Origin of the sequence: Paenibacillus sp. FSL P4-0127 (assembly GCF_038007325.1) — a bacterium.
GTDB classification, from domain to species: Bacteria; Bacillota; Bacilli; order Paenibacillales; family Paenibacillaceae; genus Fontibacillus; species Fontibacillus macerans.
In genome coordinates this window covers 4,580,411-4,600,460 of the sequence record NZ_JBBOWY010000001.1, presented here as the reverse complement: position 1 = coordinate 4,600,460, position 20,050 = coordinate 4,580,411, and the positions used below count along the sequence as shown (strand labels likewise).

The 20,050-nt window shown below is 51.8% G+C and carries 11 protein-coding genes and 2 pseudogenes; 8 read left to right on the top strand and 5 right to left on the bottom strand.

Annotation, left to right across the window (positions count from 1 at the left end; all coding sequences use genetic code 11):
* Window positions 1-3 precede the first annotated feature (3 nt).
* The 4 genes and pseudogenes from NYE74_RS20760 to NYE74_RS20745 all read left to right on the top strand — a co-directional run bounded on the left by NYE74_RS20760 (window position 4) and on the right by NYE74_RS20745 (window position 4,872).
* Window positions 4-3,102 (top strand): hybrid sensor histidine kinase/response regulator, encoded by a 3,099-nt coding sequence (locus NYE74_RS20760; protein WP_227872769.1) that lies wholly within the window; start codon window positions 4-6, stop codon window positions 3,100-3,102.
* Window positions 3,103-3,127: 25 nt separating this feature from the next.
* Window positions 3,128-3,376: pseudogene (locus NYE74_RS20755) on the top strand (threonine--tRNA ligase); the annotation flags it as partial.
* Between the two features lie 86 nt (window positions 3,377-3,462).
* On the top strand, window positions 3,463-3,885 hold the full coding sequence (locus tag NYE74_RS20750; RefSeq protein WP_036623219.1) for an RrF2 family transcriptional regulator: 423 nt from the start codon (window positions 3,463-3,465) through the stop codon (window positions 3,883-3,885).
* A 123-nt stretch (window positions 3,886-4,008) separates the two neighbouring features.
* Entirely contained in the window at window positions 4,009-4,872 is an 864-nt protein-coding gene (locus NYE74_RS20745; protein ID WP_036628215.1) for an aldo/keto reductase, read from the top strand.
* 243 nt (window positions 4,873-5,115) lie between these two features.
* On the opposite strand, the gene NYE74_RS20740 is transcribed toward NYE74_RS20745, so the two are convergent.
* Window positions 5,116-6,030 carry a transposase gene (locus tag NYE74_RS20740; protein WP_124332182.1) on the bottom strand — a complete coding sequence of 305 codons (915 nt, stop codon included), beginning with the start codon at window positions 6,028-6,030 and terminating at the stop codon, window positions 5,116-5,118.
* Between the two features lie 395 nt (window positions 6,031-6,425).
* Here NYE74_RS20740 and NYE74_RS20735 point away from each other — a divergent pair, with 395 nt between their 5' ends.
* The 3 genes from NYE74_RS20735 to NYE74_RS20725 all read left to right on the top strand — a co-directional run bounded on the left by NYE74_RS20735 (window position 6,426) and on the right by NYE74_RS20725 (window position 15,045).
* The gene (locus NYE74_RS20735; RefSeq protein WP_036623216.1) at window positions 6,426-7,352 is read left to right on the top strand and encodes a dockerin; all 927 of its coding nucleotides are present in this window, start codon (window positions 6,426-6,428) and stop codon (window positions 7,350-7,352) included.
* Window positions 7,353-7,810: 458 nt separating this feature from the next.
* Window positions 7,811-14,245 carry a DUF7601 domain-containing protein gene (locus tag NYE74_RS20730; protein WP_036623215.1) on the top strand — a complete coding sequence of 2,145 codons (6,435 nt, stop codon included), beginning with the start codon at window positions 7,811-7,813 and terminating at the stop codon, window positions 14,243-14,245.
* A gap of 20 nt (window positions 14,246-14,265) precedes the next feature.
* A complete protein-coding gene (locus NYE74_RS20725; protein WP_316561585.1) occupies window positions 14,266-15,045 on the top strand; it encodes a class B sortase in 780 nt (259 codons plus the stop codon).
* Window positions 15,046-15,145: 100 nt separating this feature from the next.
* Here NYE74_RS20725 and NYE74_RS20720 read toward each other — a convergent pair whose 3' ends face one another.
* Complete coding sequence (locus NYE74_RS20720) at window positions 15,146-16,000, bottom strand: aminoglycoside 6-adenylyltransferase (protein ID WP_036623211.1); 855 nt, start codon at window positions 15,998-16,000, stop codon at window positions 15,146-15,148.
* A gap of 829 nt (window positions 16,001-16,829) precedes the next feature.
* On the opposite strand from NYE74_RS20720, the gene NYE74_RS20715 reads away from it, so the two are divergent.
* A complete protein-coding gene (locus NYE74_RS20715) occupies window positions 16,830-17,288 on the top strand; it encodes a DinB family protein (protein WP_196427534.1) in 459 nt (152 codons plus the stop codon).
* Between the two features lie 28 nt (window positions 17,289-17,316).
* On the opposite strand, the gene NYE74_RS20710 is transcribed toward NYE74_RS20715, so the two are convergent.
* The 3 genes and pseudogenes from NYE74_RS20710 to NYE74_RS20700 form a co-directional block, all read right to left on the bottom strand.
* Window positions 17,317-18,414, bottom strand: a complete 1,098-nt coding sequence (locus tag NYE74_RS20710; RefSeq protein WP_227872766.1) for a GerAB/ArcD/ProY family transporter — start codon at window positions 18,412-18,414, stop codon at window positions 17,317-17,319.
* A gap of 27 nt (window positions 18,415-18,441) precedes the next feature.
* Window positions 18,442-19,611, bottom strand: a complete 1,170-nt coding sequence (locus tag NYE74_RS20705) for a Ger(x)C family spore germination protein (protein ID WP_082207782.1) — start codon at window positions 19,609-19,611, stop codon at window positions 18,442-18,444.
* Window positions 19,608-19,997: pseudogene (locus tag NYE74_RS20700) on the bottom strand (spore germination protein); the annotation flags it as partial. The gene NYE74_RS20705 and the pseudogene NYE74_RS20700, both read right to left, overlap by 4 nt.
* Window positions 19,998-20,050 lie beyond the last annotated feature (53 nt).

Genomic DNA, 20,050 nt, shown 5'->3' with positions numbered 1-20,050 from the left:
TTTATGATGAAAAGAAGAAAAATCGCGGCCATTGTCGGCTTGTTTTTACTCGCCTTAACCTTGGTTCGCCTCGCTTGGATTAACGTACAGACGACTTCGACCCAAGTCGAAGCCGAAGGGGGGCTTTTGGATCTGCGTGATTGGGACCCCTCTTCCAAACCGGTACTTTCTCTCGTCGGGCAATGGGAATTTTATCCGTCGCAGCTGGTGATGCCCGGTCCGGACGGTACGATTAAGCTGGAAAGCGGCATAGCCAAAACGGCAACGGTCCCCGGAAGCTGGCAGCGGGATTTTTCTCCGCCGCACAGGTCGACTTTCGGATACGGGACGTACCGCCTGCGTGTTCTACTGCCGTCCGGAGACTTGCCGAAGTTGACCGTTCGCGTGCCGAGAGTTTCCGCATCCTCGTCTTTGTATGTGAACGGGCGGCTGCTGGGCGGATCCGGTCAGCCGGCGGACAGTGCATCATCCTACACGGCGGGCAATGTGCCGTATTCCGCCACGTTCGCCGCCGAGCACGGCGTTCTGGATATCGTGCTGCAAGCGGCGAATTATGATGACCGCGTCATGGGCGGCCTGAACGAGCCGATCAGTTTCGGAACGGCCAAGGCAATGAGCCGTGCTTATTGGTTCTCCGCCGGATCGCAAGCGGCGATGTGCCTGCTGATGATCATGCATGCCATGTACGCTTTCGTTCTTTATTTTATCGGCGCCCGGCAGAGGCCGCTTCTGATTTTCTCCCTGCTGGCGCTTTTCGGGGCCGCCGCCATTGCTGTCGACCAGGACCGTATTCTGTCCGCCTGGTTTGGGGTCGATTACGAAACGACTTATAAGGTTTTCTATCTCTCCTACTTAGGTGTAGCGGCGCTGCTGTTGCAATATATTAGAAGCTTATTGCCGGAGTTCCCGATCCTTCGCCATTCCCGCTGGCACTTGGCCGCTTGCATTGTCTTCGGGGGGCTCGTTCTTGCGCTGCCGGCTAGGCTGTACACCTATGCCGACGGGCTGCATACCGTGCTGATGCTGGTTTCGTTCGTAACCGCCCCGATTTTCCTCTATCTGGCGGTACGGAAAGGCGTTCCCGATGCGATCTATTTGCTGCTCGGGATAGTAGCGATCGCGGGGAATGTAGTTTGGGGAATCGCGAGTTACTCGCTTTTTCTCGATATCGGCTATTATCCTTTCGATATGCTGGCTTTGTTTACCGCTTTTGCATTGTACTGGTTTAGGCAGTATTTCCGCAATGCCGCCGAGACGGCCAGGCTGGCGGAACGGTTGCAGGCCGCCGACAAGCTCAAGGACGAGTTTCTGGTCCAAACCTCGCATGAGCTGCGGAATCCGCTTCACGGCATTTTGAATATGGCCCAGACCGTGCTTGACAGCGGGGGGCGATCAGACGATGAGGCCAATCGGGAGCGCTTGAAACTGCTCGTTTCGGTGGGGAGGCGCATGTCCTTCCTTTTGAATGATCTGATCGATCTGACCCGGCTGCGGGAGAACCGGATCCGGCTGAATCCGGTCCCGCTCCGGCTGCAGGCGGAGGCCGCCGGCGTGCTGGACATGGTCCGGTTCATGACGGATGGAAAGCCGGTCAGGCTCGAGAACCGGATTCCGGATTCGCTGCCGCCGGTACTGGCGGATGAGAACCGGCTGGTGCAAATCATGTTCAACCTTCTGCATAATGCGGTTAAATTTACGAACGAGGGGCGAGTTGCGGTCGAAGCGGAGGCCGAAGGCGGCAGGGTGGTGATCCGCGTTTCGGATACCGGGATCGGTATGGACGGGGCGACGGTGAGCCGGATCTTCCAGCCTTACGAACAAGGCGCGGCACAGGCGGAGACGAATGCGGCGGGATTTGGGCTGGGGCTTACGATCACCAAGCGCCTGGTGGAGCTTCATGGCGGAGAGCTGACGGTCAGTTCGGCGCCGAACGCCGGTTCTGTGTTCCGGTTTACTTTGCCCATGGCGGAACCGGGTGAGGCCGGACCGGCGGCGAATGCGGCCGCCGCAAGCCGGCCGGTCGAAGACGCTGGGGTTCTTACCTTCGTCGAGACGGTCGCCGCTTCCGTGCCGGAGGAAGCTCCCGTGCGCGAAGACCGGCCCCGCATTCTCGCCGTCGACGACGATCCGGTGAATCTGCGCGTTCTGACCAATGCGCTGGCCCCGGATCAATATGAAATCGTGACGGCAACAAGCGGCTCCGAGGCATTGTCGCTGCTGAATGCGGGAGCGTGGGATTTGGTCGTCGCGGACGTGATGATGCCGGAAATGTCCGGCTACGAGGTCGCCCGGACCGTCCGTTCTCTTTTTTCCCATTCCGAGCTGCCGATTTTGCTGCTCACGGCCCGCTATCGAACGGAGGATATTGAAGCGGGCTTCCGCGCAGGGGCCAACGACTATATCGTTAAGCCTGTCGACTCCCACGAGCTGAGAGCGCGGGTAAAGGCGCTCACGAATGTCGCCCGGGCCGCGCGCGAGCAATCGCGCTTGGAGGCGGCGTGGCTGCAGGCGCAAATTCAGCCGCATTTTCTGTTTAATACGCTGAATTCTTTGGCCGCGCTTGTCGAAGTCGACATTGACCGCATGCGAAGCCTGCTGCTTGCATTTGGAGATTACCTGCGGGCCAGCTTCGACTTCGCCAACCTGGAACGCTTGGTTCCGCTGCGGAAGGAATTGGAGCTGGTGCGAGCTTATCTGTACATCGAGCAGGAGCGGTTCGGAGACCGCGTTCAGGTGGAGTGGGAGGCGGACGACCGTCTTGAGTTGCAAGTTCCTCCGCTTTCCGTTCAGCCCTTGGTGGAAAATGCCGTCCGGCACGGCGTGCTTAGCCGCACCCAGGGAGGTACGGTCCGGATTCGGGTGCTCGACTTGGGGGACCGTGCGGAAATATCCATTGAGGATGACGGCGTCGGCATAGATCAAGGCGCGCAGCAGAGGATTCTCCACCAGGGGGAGGAGCTCGTTGGAAAACCGGGCGTCGGTCTGGCCAACACCGATCGCCGTTTGAAGCAATTGTTCGGGAGAGGCCTGCAAATTCAGGGCTCTCCCGGACAGGGAACGGTCGTCTCCTTTACGGTCCCCAAAGAAAGCAAAAGGCATTAGATGAATTGGGGGCTTCTAAAGGTAAGACTTGATCGCGATCGAACAAGAAATGAAGAAGATTATTCAAGAGGACCTGCCGATCATCAGGCACGTCGTGAGCCGCCAGGATGCCATGAACATGTTCGAAGCGCTGGGGGGAACCGCTGAAATTGGAGCTGATTCGCGATTTGCCCGAGGACGCCGTCATCACAGTATACCGTCAGGGCGAGTTTGCTGATCTTTGCCGGGGACCGCTTTTCCTTCCACGGGCCGGATCAAAGCGTTCAAACTGATGTGCGCGAGAAAAATAATTGAAATAATTCAAAACTAAATATAATTAATATATAGTATGTTTAGAAAATACAAGATAGGATGGATTCCATGGCTTATTCCACGGCGTTGTCGCAGGCGGTTTCCATATTGCTTTATATTCACGGGATCTCGGAGGAGCCCTGCGCGAACTTTTTATCGACCAAGGTCATTTCCGAGCAATTGAACATTCCCATGCCGACCACGGTCAAAGTGATTCGGAACTTGAGCAATGCCAAGCTTACGGTGGCCAAGGAGGGGGCAAAAGGCGGTATTATGCTGGCCAAGCCTTTAACGGAAATCACTCTGCTGGACGTATTCTTGGCGGTGGAACCGGGCAAGCCTTTATTCAAGCTTCATACGGATGTGGCGGTGCAAGGCAAAGACGCCGAAGTCGCCGCAATCCAGCAAAAGCTGAGCGGCCGCCTTCAAGCGGCGGAACAGACGCTGCGGCAATCGCTCGCGGAAGTTAGATTAATTGATTTGATAAAGTAAAAACAAGGACGGCCAAGCGAAATGGAATTCCGTCCTTTTTTTGCCCATAAATAAATATAATTTATATATAGAATATTGAGAATATTTTAAATAGTTGAAAGGTAGAGTAATATGATGACTAAGATGACTTTGGAGACAAAGACGGCAGAAGCGGCGAATGGCGTTAAAATCCCTCAACTGGGCTTTGGGGTCTACAAAATTAATAAATACGCCGAGTTTGAAACGGCGATTGTCAAGGCGATCCGCACCGGTTACCGCCATTTCGATACGGCCAAAATCTACGGCAACGAAGAAGCGCTAGGAAGAGAGATTCAGAAGAGCGGAGTACCGCGTGAGCAATTTTTTATCACCTCCAAGGTCTGGAACACGGATTTAGGTTACAAAACGGGGAAGAAGGCGTTTGAGCAAAGCCTTAAAAAGCTGAACCTCGATTACCTCGATATGTACCTCATTCATTTTGAGGCACCGGGTTACCTGGAAATGTGGCGGGCGATGGAGGAGTTATACGCGGAAGGGAAAATCAAGGTGATCGGTGTGGCCAATTTTGAGATCGGGCATCTCGAGCATTTGCTGAGCCACGCGGAAATCCCGCCGATGATTAACCAGATTGAGACCCACCCGGAGTTTGCACAAAACGAACTGCACGAGTACATGCTGAAACACCGGATTTTGCACGAGGCCTGGGGGCCGCTTGGTCAAGGGAATAAAGCGTTACTGGAACATCCGGTCTTGCAACAAATCGCCGGCCGGCACCAAAAATCCGTGGCCCAGGTCACTTTGCGCTGGCATCTGCAGCGGGGAATCATCGTTATTCCAAAATCCTCCAATCCGCAAAGAATCCGCGAGAACAGCGAAATCTTCGACTTCGAACTCACCGGCGAAGACATGGAGAGGATTGCCGGGCTCGATACGGGAAAAAGATATGCGATCAGCCCGACCGGTTATATCATCCATCCATTATACAATAAGCTGTTGATCGGCAGATGAACATCCGTTGTCCAGACGCTTTGCACGATTATCCCGTTTGATCAGGTAGCAGAGAAGAAGATACATTCAGGAGAAGAAGAGATATTTGGGGGGAGTGGGTAGATTGGGAGTATAAGATATTTTCGATAGAAACATACATATTCAAGATCATTAGACAGATTTGTGAGAAGGAGGTTTAGGAGAAGGGAAGCAGACCTGACGGAGGGATGGGGGAAGAAAACGGGAAAAATGAAAAGACCGTGATCAGGCTACAACCGCAAGGGGCTGGTTCGGTTGGCGTGCGATCAGCCGGCGGTAAGGGATCGCCGGAATCGCCACACACATGCGTAGTAACTTCTGCCGCATTGTTTCTTCGGCTCCGGGTAGTCCTCCGGGCAGGCGCAGCCGGCGGCGTCCGGTGTATTCGTTCAGGTACGCCTGCAGATGCTTCAGTCCCAAGGCTCCATACGTACTCTTCAGCGATTCCCACGCCTCTCTCACCACTTTCCGCAAGGGAGCATACAGCCGAAAGGCCTGAGGGAACAACTGTACCGCCGATGTACGGACATCCACATGCCCGCCAATAAACGCGGTTAGATCGTGACGGTTTGCCCTCTTTTCGCCTCCCCGCTTATGCGGCACCAGGCGGATTTTGACCTGTTCCGGCTCGCCCGACTCCGTGACCGTGCATCCCGCTACGACCGCCGAGGCGTACGGATGCGAAAGCTGACACCGGGACGGATTACGCCCATACTGATCGCTGTTCACCTTCACGTCTCCGGAGAGCAGCTCCCGGGCATCGAACTCCCCCACGGCATGACGTATTTTGTGCAGCACTAACCAGGCGGTTTTGTAGGCGACACGGATCTCCTTGCGCAGCCGCAGCGCTGAGATGCCGCCCTCAAGCAGGAATAACTCCAGGGCCTGGAACCACTTCACCAAGGGGAGATGCGTTCCTTCAAAAATCGTGCCGACCAAAGGCGATGTTTGATGCTTGCATTTTCCGCACTCGAATAAAGGGATATGCCGGGAAGTCAGACGGCTGCACCGGGTGTGAGCGCAGCGCGGGCAGACAAAGCCGTTTGGCCACTTCATCGCGATCAGCGCCTCCATGCAGTCCTGCTCGCTGTTAAAACGGCTGCTGAATGGCTGAAGTTCCGTTCCCGCATTGGCTTCCATATCCGCTTACCTCCCGAATCAAGAATACACGAACATAAGTTCCATTTATTTCATTATACCAAACATAAGTTCTCTTATCAAGCCAAAAATCTCACCTGAACCGCCTCATTTTTTCCCCTCTTTTTTGTTCTCTCTTTTTTGGAACCCTTGCTCTACCCCCCACCCCCTGCTCCCTGCTCCTGAAAGAAGGGGATAATCGTGCAAAGGCAAGCAGCAGGCAGGGACACCAAGACACGAAGCCAAAAATATTATTATAAAAAGGTATAAAAGCACCTACCTTTATATTCTATTATATGTTAAATAATAGAATATGAACCATCAATTTCATGCGAAGGGAGATAGCTATTTCAAGTCGGTAAATCTATCACTTTTGAAAAAGAAAGGATGATTTGATGATGTCCACACAGCGAAAATGGTTGTTAGCTCTTCTGTCCGCAATGTTGACGGTCCCCCTGACCGGAACCGCCACGGCCTTGGCCGAGACGCCGCAGAGTTCTGCGATAACGCAAAGCGAAGAGTCTATCCAAGCCTCATTGTCCGACATGCCTGCATCATTGAGACCTTCCATTGAATGGGTCTACAAGAACCGCATGTTGAAGGAAAATTCCGTAGGCCGTAAAAATTTGATTTTTGACCAAATCTTTGCCGGTAAGGGAACGATCAATTATGTGGTGCGCTGGCAGTCGGCCAAAAATTTGGCGCTACAGCAGCGGCAGGATATCGAAAGGATGCTGGGACGCCAGTTGAATAACTGGACAAAACATCTTAAGGGGTATGACGGATGGCCTTATGGTGATATCCCGGTTAAAGTGGTGGGCTGGGCTGTTGCCAATCCCGCGCAAATTCTTAACAAGCAACCAAATGAAATCGTTTACACGCAAACGATTGTGGATGAGCTTAGCAAAACTGACCCACGCATTCCGGCGGCCCTCCCCGTTGCTCCCAGCGCGTTGTCCCGGTTCGATCACTTTACCGACCCGAATTATGCATATCCCGGAGGATTGGACAAGCGGTTTGACATGTATTTGTGGGGTACGACTAATTTTGGCGGCGGCGCCGGAGGCGATTGGGGACAGCGCATGTCGGACGATTATATTTTGAGCACGGTCAACAACAACGAGATTCAGATTACAGAGCATGAGATCGGCCACGGTTTCGGCATGCCGGACTTCTATGGAGAGAATGATCGTCCGCAGGGAGGGTTCCCGGTGCCGACGATTATGTGGGCGGGCAACTCGGCGAAGATCACGGATTGGGATGTATGGCTGCTTCGCTATACCTGGAGCCAGCTCAAGCAGGATTCGCAGCGGTTCCGCTTGTAAAGAAGTGAATCATAACGCCGATCATTAAGGCAAAGGCTGGTCCATCATGACAAGTGGGCCGGCCTGTTTTTTTGCTGGGCTATCCTGCCGGGCATCGTCATCTGGAGATTGTACAGTTCGGAAGCGAAAGCGTAGTTTCGTTAAAGAAGACCGGTAAATCGGGCGGAGTGGAATTCCGTCCGTTTTTTTGCTATCCAGAATATCTAATTTTGTCTATTCTTTGTCGAGATTTTGTCGAGTTTGTAGTGATATGTTGGAAATACGCACTGTGTGGGATTGGCACATTCTTCCACATATACAGTGTGTAATAGCAAAGATGCTCGAAGGAGGGGAGACGACTAAGCATTGATCAGCGTCCCGCACACCCGCGGCCCTTATTCGGTCATCTGAAAGGGCATAGGTTTCGACGACGCGAAAGGGGTGCTGGGGCAAGCAAATATCGTAAGGAGAGCTTTGACATGAAACGAAGAGGTCGTGTAAGAACATCTTTAGTATCTTTCTGCATGGCGATAGTGATCGCCTTGCAGTCAGTGACGTTCTCTGCTGCAGCTTATGCGGAGAACGCGTCAGATGGTTTCGGGACAGCGGCCGAACCGTCGTCGGTATCTGAGGCGGTGTACGCTGCGCCAGACGAACCATCGTCAGTGCCTGAGGCGGTGTACGCTCCGCCGGTCAATTTTGCACTGATGGCGGCAGACCCGAAGGACAAAACGGCGGTGTTGGTGAACGCCAATCCGACGTTTAACCTCACAGTGAAGCAGGGTGACCCTGCGGTTGTGATTCAGCCGGGGGGCGAGATTAACGGACGGGACAACTTTACCATTGCCCTGAACGATATCGCCGTGCCGACCCAGGGCGACTATCCCAGTGCTCCGCCCGATACCGTAATTCAGCAAGGGGATTATGCCGTCCTGGATAAGACGACCTACTTCCCTGAAGTGAATTTAACGCCTGCAGGTCCTATGCCAATCACTCAAGGCAGCCTGAAAATTGCTACCGTTCAGTTTTTTGACGATTCCATCAAAATTACGTTTGATGGCGCAGGGGTATATGACGGCGGTAGAAACAGTGTCAAAATCGGCTTTTCCGCTAACGCCAAGGCGGCGGATCAGACCCCCGGCGGCGGCGGGGAAGCGAATATTTTCGGAGACGGCTATAAGTTTAAAAACTCGGCTTTGGTGCCGGAGTATACCATTGTCGCCAGTTCCTTAAGCAACGGCGGCTATGACAGCGGGATCAACAACCCCTCTTTTCAAGAGGGCGCTATTACATGGCGAGCGGTTGTGACTGCCACCGACAAGGATGATAAGACCATCCCCATGCCGCTGGACGGGTTGACCTTCTCTGATGAGCTTGCGAACGTCGGCGTATATGTGCCTGGGTCCTTCTTGGTGGATGGAATTGCGGCAGATCCTGCTTTTGCTGCTGATCGCACGCTTTCCTACAAGTTCCCAGAGGTATCCACTAAAGAAAACGTCAAAAGCAAGGCGACTATCACCTTCAAAACGTGGATTCCTAAGAAAGCTTATTACAATGAAAAGAACGGCAATTTTGCTGATCAGTATGGATGGTACCGCATTGATAATGCCGCAAAGCTTTTGGATGACACTGCCGATATGAAGGCTTTATCAAATACCCATCGGATTGCCATACGCCCTAACTGGATTGCAGTGAGCGGCAAGCCCAGCAAGAGCGGAAACGATACGCTGATCACATGGACGGTTGTGGTCAACCAGAGAATCAACAATAACAGCGTGCTGTCTAAATCCGGCTTGCAGAATGTTAAGATTGCAGACAAGCTGCCAGACGGGACGGATTTTGTGTCCGCAACCTATAAGAATGGGGACAACGGTACGAATACTCCAATAACCCGCAACGCTGCAGGGGAGTACGACATCGGAACCGTCATCGGCGGGAAACTGGACGGCCCTCTCTATATGACGGTCGTGACGAGGGTGACAGACAGCAGCAAGGCAACCTTCGACTATACAGCGCGTGCAAACTGGGAATTGAATGTAATGGATGAAGGAACCGCCATCCAGAACAACGATGCGACCGACTGGACCGCTCCCGCTGCCGTTGTGGAAACCGCACAGGTTAAAATCGGCGCACATGCCTTCACGAAAAGTGCCGCCACAACCACCGCACTGCACAACATCGCAGGCACCAAGTGGACGATAAACTTGACGCTGCAGTACAACCTGGATGCTCCAGTCGTCTATGATTTGCTGATTCATGGCGGTTCTCTCGATGTGCTGAATAATCTGGATGATGCGAATTATGATAAGATACCGAAGACAACTCTCGATGCCATCAGGAGCCAAATCGACGACAAGCAGCTCTGGCAGAAATACCGCGAGGGTACGCTGACTGTGAATAGCGGCGGACTGACCGGCAAAGTGATCCCCTTGACGGTGGACGGCGAGCCGGTGGCGGATCTTATCAAAGTGACTGGGTATAAAGGAGATGTGCCGGGGAGCGTTTCCTTTGAGGCCATCACAACCAACCCGGATAACCTGTTTAGCCAGGAAAACGCCGGAAACACATGGAGCAACCGGGCGCTGCTCTTCGATGGCGACGATTATATGAGTCGCGCCGAAGCCAACACCTCGAACTATGTGCGGATGTTGAACAAGGAGATGCTGTATGCCAACACGGTGGGTGTAGAGGGGGTTGCAGCCGATTGGAACCGAAATTATTATGGCCAATATAGCGGCAGCATATGGACGCGGTCAATTCTAGTAAACGATCCGAACTGGTATACGGACAACTCCCGTCCTGACAATTACATCCTGGCAGGCTATGACCGCAAGGATAGAACGGTCACTTTCCGGCTGGCGGTGAACATGCCGGGCTTCAATACGGAAGAGATGGCCAAGGATGGCGGCACCCGCGTAGCCAGCGACATCAAGCTGGTGGATACGTTACCGGATGGCTGGGAGTTTGTAGATCTTGCTCCGGGCGAGGCTTATAGGCTATATAAAGGTGGTACGGGCTATAGAACCGACGGTAAAGGCGGGAATGGTAGATATGCCCAGGCCGTTTCGGAAATTTCGGCGGGTACGCCTCAGCATGTAGTGAGCTTCTCCAAGAATGGCAATGTAGGCACATTCACCTTCTCCAAGCTGGAGAGTCCCTACGTCATTCTGGTTAAGGCGCGTCCGACCAATGCCAAGCTGGCGACCTACCAGATAGGCAACAATGATGCCGGTGAGAATCAGGCTGAGTTCTCCATGAAATGGGGAGACAAGTCTTATAGCACCACCGAAAAGCACAGAATCATTGTGCCTGTGCAGTCTCTGAGCAAGACGGCGAAAAAGCCTGTTTCCGGCGTGCAGGAATGGACAGTGAACTATACGCCTCCGTTCAAAATGGAGAAAGGCGTCTATTTGCTGGATACCCTTGCCAAAGGGCTGAAGCTGCGCAAAAATGCGGAGGGTGGTCTATCTCTCGAACCTTCCGATATCGCAGTTTATCCTGGCAAGATGAAGCCGGACGGCAGCCTGGAGCGTGACGGAGGGCCGCTGAATCTAGCGGATCCGAATAGTGAAGTGAAGGTTACCGCAGGCACAGACCCGGCAACTGGGGGATCGACGCTTAGGTTTGATTTTGCCGACCCGAACAAGTTCTATCAGATCGTTTACCAGACCGAATCTCAGGGCATGCAGCCGGGAACGGCCGGCAATTCCATCAAGCTGATGGGCGACGATACCCTTCCGCCGATCGAAGCGCAGAGCAGTATTATGCTGGACGCAAACGATGTGGCGGGAAGCGCAAATGAAAATGGGCTGCTCTACCTCCTGAAGATTGGTCCCGACGAGAAAACACCGCTGAAGGACGTCAAGTTCAAGCTATATAATCCTGATGGTACTCCGGCCAAGGATATGAACAACGATGAGATGGAAGAAAAAACGACTGGTCCGGACGGCAAGACGAGTTTCATTATTCAAGTACCGGGTGATTACTTGCTCAAGCAGACGTATATTGATCCTGATACTTACTTGCCTACGACTACGGTGTACCGGGTGCGTGTCATCGATGCGCCGGGTAAGCCTGTCCTCGTTGACGGACAGAAGGTGGATTCGAACAATCCGCTGAAGGTGCCCACACCGGCCCAAGGCAAGCTGACCATCACCAATAAGGTGGAGGGCAACGGTAGCGATCTGGGCAAAGTGTTCGAATACACCGTGATCTTCACCGGCGAAGGCAAGGATGGAGAGTATACCTATAAGAAGCCGGATAATACGTTTGGCACGATCAAGAGCGGAGACAAGATTAACCTCAAGAACGGGGAATCTGCAACGCTCCCGGCACTGCCAGCGGGTCTGACCTATACCGTAACCGAGGCCGATTATACAACCGTTGACGGTTACACGACTGAGCCGGAGACGAGAGAATATTCCGGCACAATCGTGAATAAAAACGACCACAAAGCGGATTTCGTCAACAAGCGAAACGTTCACAATCTGATCGTCAGCAATACCGTCACGGGGATCGGTGCAGAGCGGGACAAGCCGTTTAAGTACACGGTGACCTTTGATGGTACAGGTAAGGGTCAAACCTACAACTATGAGCATTCAGACGGTAAGACGGGCACGATCACTTCTGGTGGCACCTTCGAGCTCAAGCATGGTGAGACCTTTAAAATTAAAGACCTTCCCGACAACTTGAAGTATACGATCACCCAGGACGGTTACAAGAACGACGGCTACGCGACCACCCCTGAGACATTGGTTGATGAGGGCGTCATGGCGGGCGCCGATCGCGAAGCGGACTTCTCCAATGAACGGACCGTCAACAAGCTGACGATCAGCAATACGGTCATGGGCAACGGCGGCGACAAGACGAAGGAGTTCGAGTACACCGTCATCTTTGAGGATACAGGCAAGGATGGAAGCTACGCGTATACGAAGTCGGATGGCAAGACGAATACACCGGGCACGATCAAGTCTGGCGAATCCTTCACACTTAAGGATGGAGAGACGCTGGAAATTGTGGGTCTGCCTAAGGATCTGAAATACACTGTGACTCAGAAGGACTACACAACTGACGAATATGTGACCACGCCTGAGGAACGGCATTATACCGGGGTCATGGTGGGCAAAGATGAAGTTGCCCCGTTCACGAACGTGCGAGTCATCGAAGGCGGCCTGATCATCAGCAACACGGTTAAAGGCAAAGACGACGACAAGAAGAAGCCGTTCACGTACACAGTCACCTTCACAGGCGAAGGAGCGGACAAATCCTACTCCTATGAGAAGTCGGACGGCAGCAAGGGCACGATCACGAGCGGAGACACCTTCGAGCTTACAGATGGCCAAACGTTCGTTGTGCAAGGACTTCCGACGTATCTCAAGTATTCGGTGACCCAGGGTGATTATTCGAAGGACGGTTATGTGACGGATCCTGTGAGTTTTGAACGCACAGGCACCATTCCGGAGAAAAAAGTGGCCGAAGCACACTTTGTCAATACCCGCCCGTATCTGGAAGGTGTGTTGCGTGACAACAACACAGGAGAAATCATTCCGAATGCGGAAATCATTGTGACTAACAAGAAGACCAACGAAACGCAGAAGATCCGGACGAATGAGAAGGGTGAATATTCCGTCCCAGCTGCGGCCGATACCGACTATACGATCACATATACGAAGTGGTATCAGGCAAGCGGGAAGGATGTCCCTGTCGAGTTCACGCAAAAAGCAAATGTGGACGGCAGCGTGAAGGACGAGACCGTTCCGGCGGACATTACGGCGGTAGGGATCGTTCTGTTCAAGCAGTTGGATGGAACAACTGAGTTATTCAACGAGTCGTTTACCAGCAATATGCGTATCTATTTGAAGGACAAGAACAACAAGTATATTGAGGAAAACGGCAAGCCCAAGGCGTTTCCGATGGCTTCGAACGGAACTTTCTCCGTGGAAGGGCTGAGCGAGCAGAAGTACACCATGGAAGTTCGCTATCAAGCCGAGACCGGCGAGGAACTGCTCATCAAAGTGACACAGCTGGACGTAAAGGCAGACGGAGAGCTGAATATCTCCGAGGAATTGGTCGACCCTTACGGTACGGTTTATGATGAAACGACAGGAAATGCCACCACTGGGAAGAAAATTGAGGGAGCCAAAGTTACACTGTATTATGCGAATACGCAGCGGAATGTAGAAAAAGGGCGCATTCCGGATACGAAAGTAACGCTCCCTCCGTTTCCGAATTTTCCGCCGCACGACAACGCGAGCCCAGAGCAGGATAGCGACGCAAATGGCTTCTATGCGTACATGGTGTTTCCTGAAGCGGATTACTATCTGATCGTAACGAAGGACGGATACGAGACGTACAGGAGCGATACGATCTCTGTCGATTTTGACATTGTAAAACACGACGTGCCAATGAAGCCAATCCGTTCCGGTGGCGGTAGTGGCGGCGGCGGTGGCGGAAATGGACCCGAGCCAGAGCCTGAACCGGGCAAGCCCCAGCCGCAAAATCCTGTGTCTGGCAACGGCGATAGTAGAAGCGACAATGACGTCAATGGAGCTGACAACGTCGGCACTCCAGTTGACGACAGCAACACCGAAACCGGCAACGTCAACAGCCCAACCGACGACGGCAACGCCGACATTCCGACCGACAATAGCAACACCGAAGTCGGCAATGTCGACATTCCGAGCGACAACAGCAACACCGAAGTCGGCAACGTCGGCATTCCGAGCGACAACAGCAAACCCGAAACCGGCAGCGTCGATATTCCAACCGGCAACGGCAGCAGCGAGCTGGATGATGTTCCGCAAACCGGAGATAACAGCGCACCGCCAACATTCTATATGGCTTTGGCGCTGATGTCCTTGATTACGATCGGACTTTGTCTGCTCGGCAGCAAGAAGAAAAAGCACATCCAGTAAACCGGAAAGGCGGTAAGAAAATGAATAAAACCAAAAAAATTCTTATCGCCGTTTCCTTTCTTCTGTTGGTATTTTCTCTCTTCGAAATGGCGAGAACTTTCCTGCAGGATTACGCTGAACGGAAGAAAATTGTAGAGTTGTCAAAAGTTTGGGGAGAAAAGTCGGGCAAAGACGGAGGGGAGGCACTCCCCTCCTCTTTGATCATGAAGGCGGGCAAGCCGGTCATGCTTCCCGAATTTCGCGAGCTTTACGAGAGGAACCCGGACATCGTCGGATGGCTGAAGATCGACGGCACCCGAATTGAGTACCCGGTCATGCAGAATCCACAAGATGCGCAGTTCTATCTCAATCATGATTTCGATAAAAAGAAAAACAAAGGCGGCCTCCCATTTTTGGACGCTCACAGCCGGATCAACGGTTCGGGCATTTTGCTGATTCACGGACATCACATGAAAAGCGGATGGATGTTTAAAGACTTGGTGAAGTACAAGAAAGAAAGCTTTTATAAGGAGCATGCAACGTTCCAGTTCAATACGCTTTACGAAAAGGAAGAGTATGAGATTATTGCTGTAATTCTGTCAAAAGTTTATCGCAAATCGGACGACGTTTTTAAGTACTACCGGATTGACAACGTAAGTACGCCCGCCGAGTTCGATTCGTATGTACAGAACATCAAAAAACTCGCTCTTTACGACACCGGCGTGACAGCCCGCTATGGCGACAAGCTTATTGTACTGTCGACGTGCGAGTACTCGACCGACAACGGCCGGTTGGCGGTGGTCGCCCGAAAGCGTAAATGACGATATATACAACAACCGCTGTCGGCTATACTGCTGACGGCGGTTGTTTTTTGAATCAATGTTAGATTGGCGTTTGTTTATTGCGCTACATTATGCTACGTCACGTTTCCATCTGTTGCACCCGCTTCAAGTATGCAGTGACGTTTCTGTCATCATCAAGCGGATACTCGTAATTCAACTGTTCCGCAACCTCTTTCGCCGTGCCGCGAAATAAATCCAATGCGGTGAACAAGGCGTTCCACACTGCTTCATATGTTCCCTGCGGATAAGTGGACATCAATGCCAGCCAGCTCTGCTTCGGCAGGTAGTTTTCCAAATACTTGCCGTTTTTTCCCGTGCTAAGAGAGAAACCGGTGTCCAAACCAACTTTCCACTCCAGCATTTTGATCAGCATAGGTCTTACACACATGTTCAAGTGGTCCATTGCGTAAGTCATTTCTCGTCTCCACAAGCCTTTGGCCACATAGGTGGAAACCCACCAAAATTCGTTGCAGCAATCTGCGTAAAGTGCGGCTGACGGACGCTTCACCCAGTAATCTTGATCGGTTGGTTCCGGGAGATGGGGTAGAGCGCAATCCTTATCCAGCAGGACAATGGATAGTTTGTCGCCGTTGATCCAATTTGCTTTTTTCTCGACAGGACAAAGGGTAAGATCGATCCGGTTGCCATCCGAGAACAGCATAAGATAAGAGTAGTTCCCATCCAATTCAGGCGGAAGCAGCTTCATGTCTTCCGGCGTTTGCATGATGATCCGGCTTCCGAAGCAGTCCACCCAATGTTTATCCGCGATAAAAGAATTCATGTCCGTAACCAAAAACACAATATCGTAATCCTGAAATCTGTCTTTCGGCGCGTTCGGATTCGTTCGCGATCCGTTCATCCCAACCGCGCGGACCCGGTTATCATTTTTTGCGTAGTCCAAAATCATTTGCATCATTTCTTGTTCGCCTCTCATCCTGGACCCAGCCTCCCGTTTTTTTATTTGGATGTTGTTAATTAAGAAGGAGGGCGGGCCGCGGATTCGATAGAAATAAAGCGCTCTCCTGAAAAAACGTTACAATTTATCCAACTGCTTTTTCATAAGTTGCTGCCTCCCTTTATCTTAATTACTCAACTTTCGCGGAACCAAAAGGTTTAACCGCTGATGCTGCCTATTTATACCGCCTGGTCGGATGGCGGGCAAAAGTGTGCTTGACCGGGCTTAGCTCTGACCATTAATTGCAAATCATACAGCTAACTTTATATCCATTGGCCCAAACATTCGTTTAATTGCATTTCATACAACTATCTCCTCGTCTCTTTGCCTTTTCTACGAAAGATAGCGGAGCAATTGCAGGTTTTACACTTAATCAAGCGCTGTGGCAGTATTTGCGGATAAGTAATTGTACATTTTGCAACTATTCCATTTAACAATGGGCCAAGAAAGCTGGAGTATGAAGCAGTTACGCTCAGGTGGGGCGTTCGCTTTATTACAACTACTGGATATGATCCACGAAGTCCCTCGAAAACCGGGAGGAGCTTTCTCCTTTGATCCAATGTCAACACTCAGGTCTGGATAGCTGCTTCGCCCAGTTACATCAACCTTATTTGCCAAATCCGTGTTGCGAAAGTTGAGTTGATCACTACGTTATATTCTATCACACGCCCTTGCCCGGTTAACTGTCCTCATTGTTTCCGGGTAGCGAGACTCTGCTTTGCTGTTAAAAATTTGGACATGAATACGAACGTACATTCCTGGATTTTATGATATGATTTTCTTAAATCATTTTGTTGGAGGAAATAATGTGAAGCAGCTGTTGGTTTCCGAACTGGATGAATTTTTAAAATTTGTCAGGTCATTGGACAGTTTAAACGATCAAGTTTGGTTTTCGCCAATCAGTGAGGGGAAATGGAGCATCCACGATATTATCGTTCACATCATGAAATGGGACGAATACTTCAATCGGGTTGCTTTTCAGGCGCTGGCCGAAAGCGAGTCCCCGGAATTAACCGAGCACCCGGATTATTTAGGATACAACGAGCTATCCGTACTTTACGGAAAAGGGATGACCAAAAAGGCGGCGATGGAAGAAACGATACGAAACCGTGAGCTTATGATCGATCATCTGAGCAGGCTGGAGGATCGTAAATTTACGATGGTTTATCCGGGCAAGCGCGGGTTCACGTTGGAGTCCTATATCAGAGAATTTTTTATTTCTCATGATCAGCATCATATGAAACAGATCAAGGACTCCTTGGATTAGACGATCCCTCCCCCTGTTTATACGGGAGTTATTTTTTCGACCGGCTCACGCCTTGTTTGATCTTTCCCACGGTCAACAGCAGCAGGGGAAGGCCTACCATGTTGACGGGAAGCGCGACGGGAATCCAATAATTGAGCAAGTAATGGTTGACCGCTTCGGCTACGTTCTGCGGAATCAAGGCGAAAAGAAGGATGACCGGCGCGATGAACCAGATCATGAATCGCCAATTTTCAATATTCAGAAATTGCGCCGTCCCGTAGCTGGTTATGAACAAATATATCGCCAGTTTGATGAACACGCTGGCGAACCAAACGATAATCGGCAGCGGATCAAGGTTTTCGATAAATCCGAATATCGATATTTTCCGGGACATTTCAAAAAAAGGATACCACATTTTGGAGGTTAGCGTCACCCCGATTGTCGTCGTAGCTATCGTCATGGCGATCAGGACGACAAACACGGCCACAATCACCGCTGCGAAGGCGTACCGCCCCCCTTTGCGCGGGGTGGTCAAAAAGCAGGCAAGCAGAAGATACTCTACGGAGTGTCCAAGATAGGAGGCGGGGGCAAGCGAACCTTTGAGTATCGCCGCGATGCCGCTGTCCGCGTACACGGGAAGCAGGGAATTCAGGTTCACGTTGTTGATGCTGGCGAGCAAGGTAAGAAACACCATGATGATGACGATGGGGCCGAGAATCTCGCTGCAGCGGGCGATCGTTTCAATTCCCCCCGAATAAGTCGCATAGACGATCAGGGCAATCATAATCAACATAATCGCCCAACTCGGCGTCAGCGGCAGCATCATGACATGGATGACGTCGTTAAATTGCCGCAAAACGATTGGGAGGATGGTGTACCATTGAATGAAGTAAACCAGTATAACCGCTTTGCCCAGCCATTTCCCCAAGAGGGTCTGGGATAATTGAATTAAGTTCTGGTCCGGGTGCAGCAGTGTCGTTCGTGTGGTTATCAAGGTAACCAGAAATGCAATGCAGCCGGCAACGATAATGGACATCCATATATCCTGCCTGGCCGCGCTTACGCTTGGGGTTAACGTCATGATTAAGGTCATTCCCATAGCCATCAAAGTAATCATCCAGAAAACCTGCATGCCGGTTACCTTCATGCCAACCATCCTCAATTCTTTTGTTGATCATTCTTTAATAAGATGTCCGGCAGCCTGTGTTCTTCCGAATCGCTCGATTCGGACATCGATGTTCACTTCGACCGGAATCGTCGGGTACATCGCATCCCATTGCTCCTTAAGATTCTTCCAGGCATAAGGGTGGTCGATATGGACCTGCCTGCCGAATCCGAATATATCCGATTTGAATTTCTGTTGAGAGATCGAGACGGCGTTTTCCATCGCTTTTTTCAGTTCGTCTTCAAATGTCCGTTCCAGGCGATCGTGTACCTCCGACTTGGCCATGTCGAGCTCCGTGTCGTTGGCGCTGATTCTGCCCGTTACCGTAAGATGAACGGTGATTTCGGGCTTCTCCTCAATCATTCGGGTGTGAATATTCGTCTTCACTTTCAAGATGCTTAGACTAACGGTTCCTTTATATTCGGGTTTCGGGGTATCGAACTGTACCACCCAGCTCAATGCCTGGATATTTTCCCGAAACAGGCGAAACGCTTTCTGCTCGTCTCCGGAAAGAAATCCGACCAGCTTGTTATCACGGTAAGCCGCAATTGTGTCCAGTGTGAAGGTCGGATTTCCGGTCCCATCTTTTGTAACCCGGATGCCCGCGGTTACCGGAGACTTCCCATAGGTGGCGAGCGCATCCAAAAACTCGTCGGTTCTGACGGCCAGGGTGAAATCGCTCTGCATAATGTTGTTTATGCCGACGGCGGGAATTTCCTCGAGCAGGTAAGGGGTGCTGAGGACCTCTTTGGCCGTCGTTTCATAAGCGGTTACGATATAGCTGTTATACCTGCTTTCCGGGGAGCGCAATAGCGTATCCAACACCTGGTTCAATCCGTGTCTGCCGAGACTTTCGCCGATGACGATCACTCTCCGGTGTCCCAGATCGATGCTCCGCGACAATTGCTGCTGCTCCTTGTTCAGGGTATCGATGCCGTTCTTTCCTTCTTTCGTAAGAACTACAAACGACTTTTTTCCTTTGGATTGCACGGGAGTCGGAAGTCCGATCGGCAAGGCGACTTGCAAGGAAGTAACCATTTCCCCGCTTTCGGACAGATCGAGACCGGAAGCCGTGACAAAAGCAAGCTCGTCCATCTCCTTGCGGTCCCAGCATCCCGTAAGCATGGCGAGACAACACCATAAAGCTGTGAACGTGAAGGCGATTCGGCGAAAATTCATTTCTTCTTCAGCTCCAATTCCTGCCCGACGCGGCGCTGCCGTTTATTAAGTACCTGCCAAGGAGCTCTAAAGAAAACGTCGAGTAACCCTTCCAAATGAAACGGAGCTACAGGTGACAGGTAAGGGACGCCGAAGGACCGCAGATTGGTTAAGTGAATCAGAATGGCGATCAAACCGGCCCCGAATCCGTAAAGCCCGAATGTCCCGGCGCAAATCAGCAGCGGAAAGCGCAAAAGGCTGACCGCCTGGCTCAAATTCGGATTGGGAATCAGAAACGAGGCGATCCCCGTCAACGACACCACAATAACGAGGGGCGCCGATATAATGCCGGCCTGAACGGCCGCTTGTCCGATAACCAGCGCGCCTACGATGCTGAATGGTCTGCCCGACGGGACGCGGCAAGCGGACGCCGCCCTCGCGAAGCGCCTCGAACGTGACC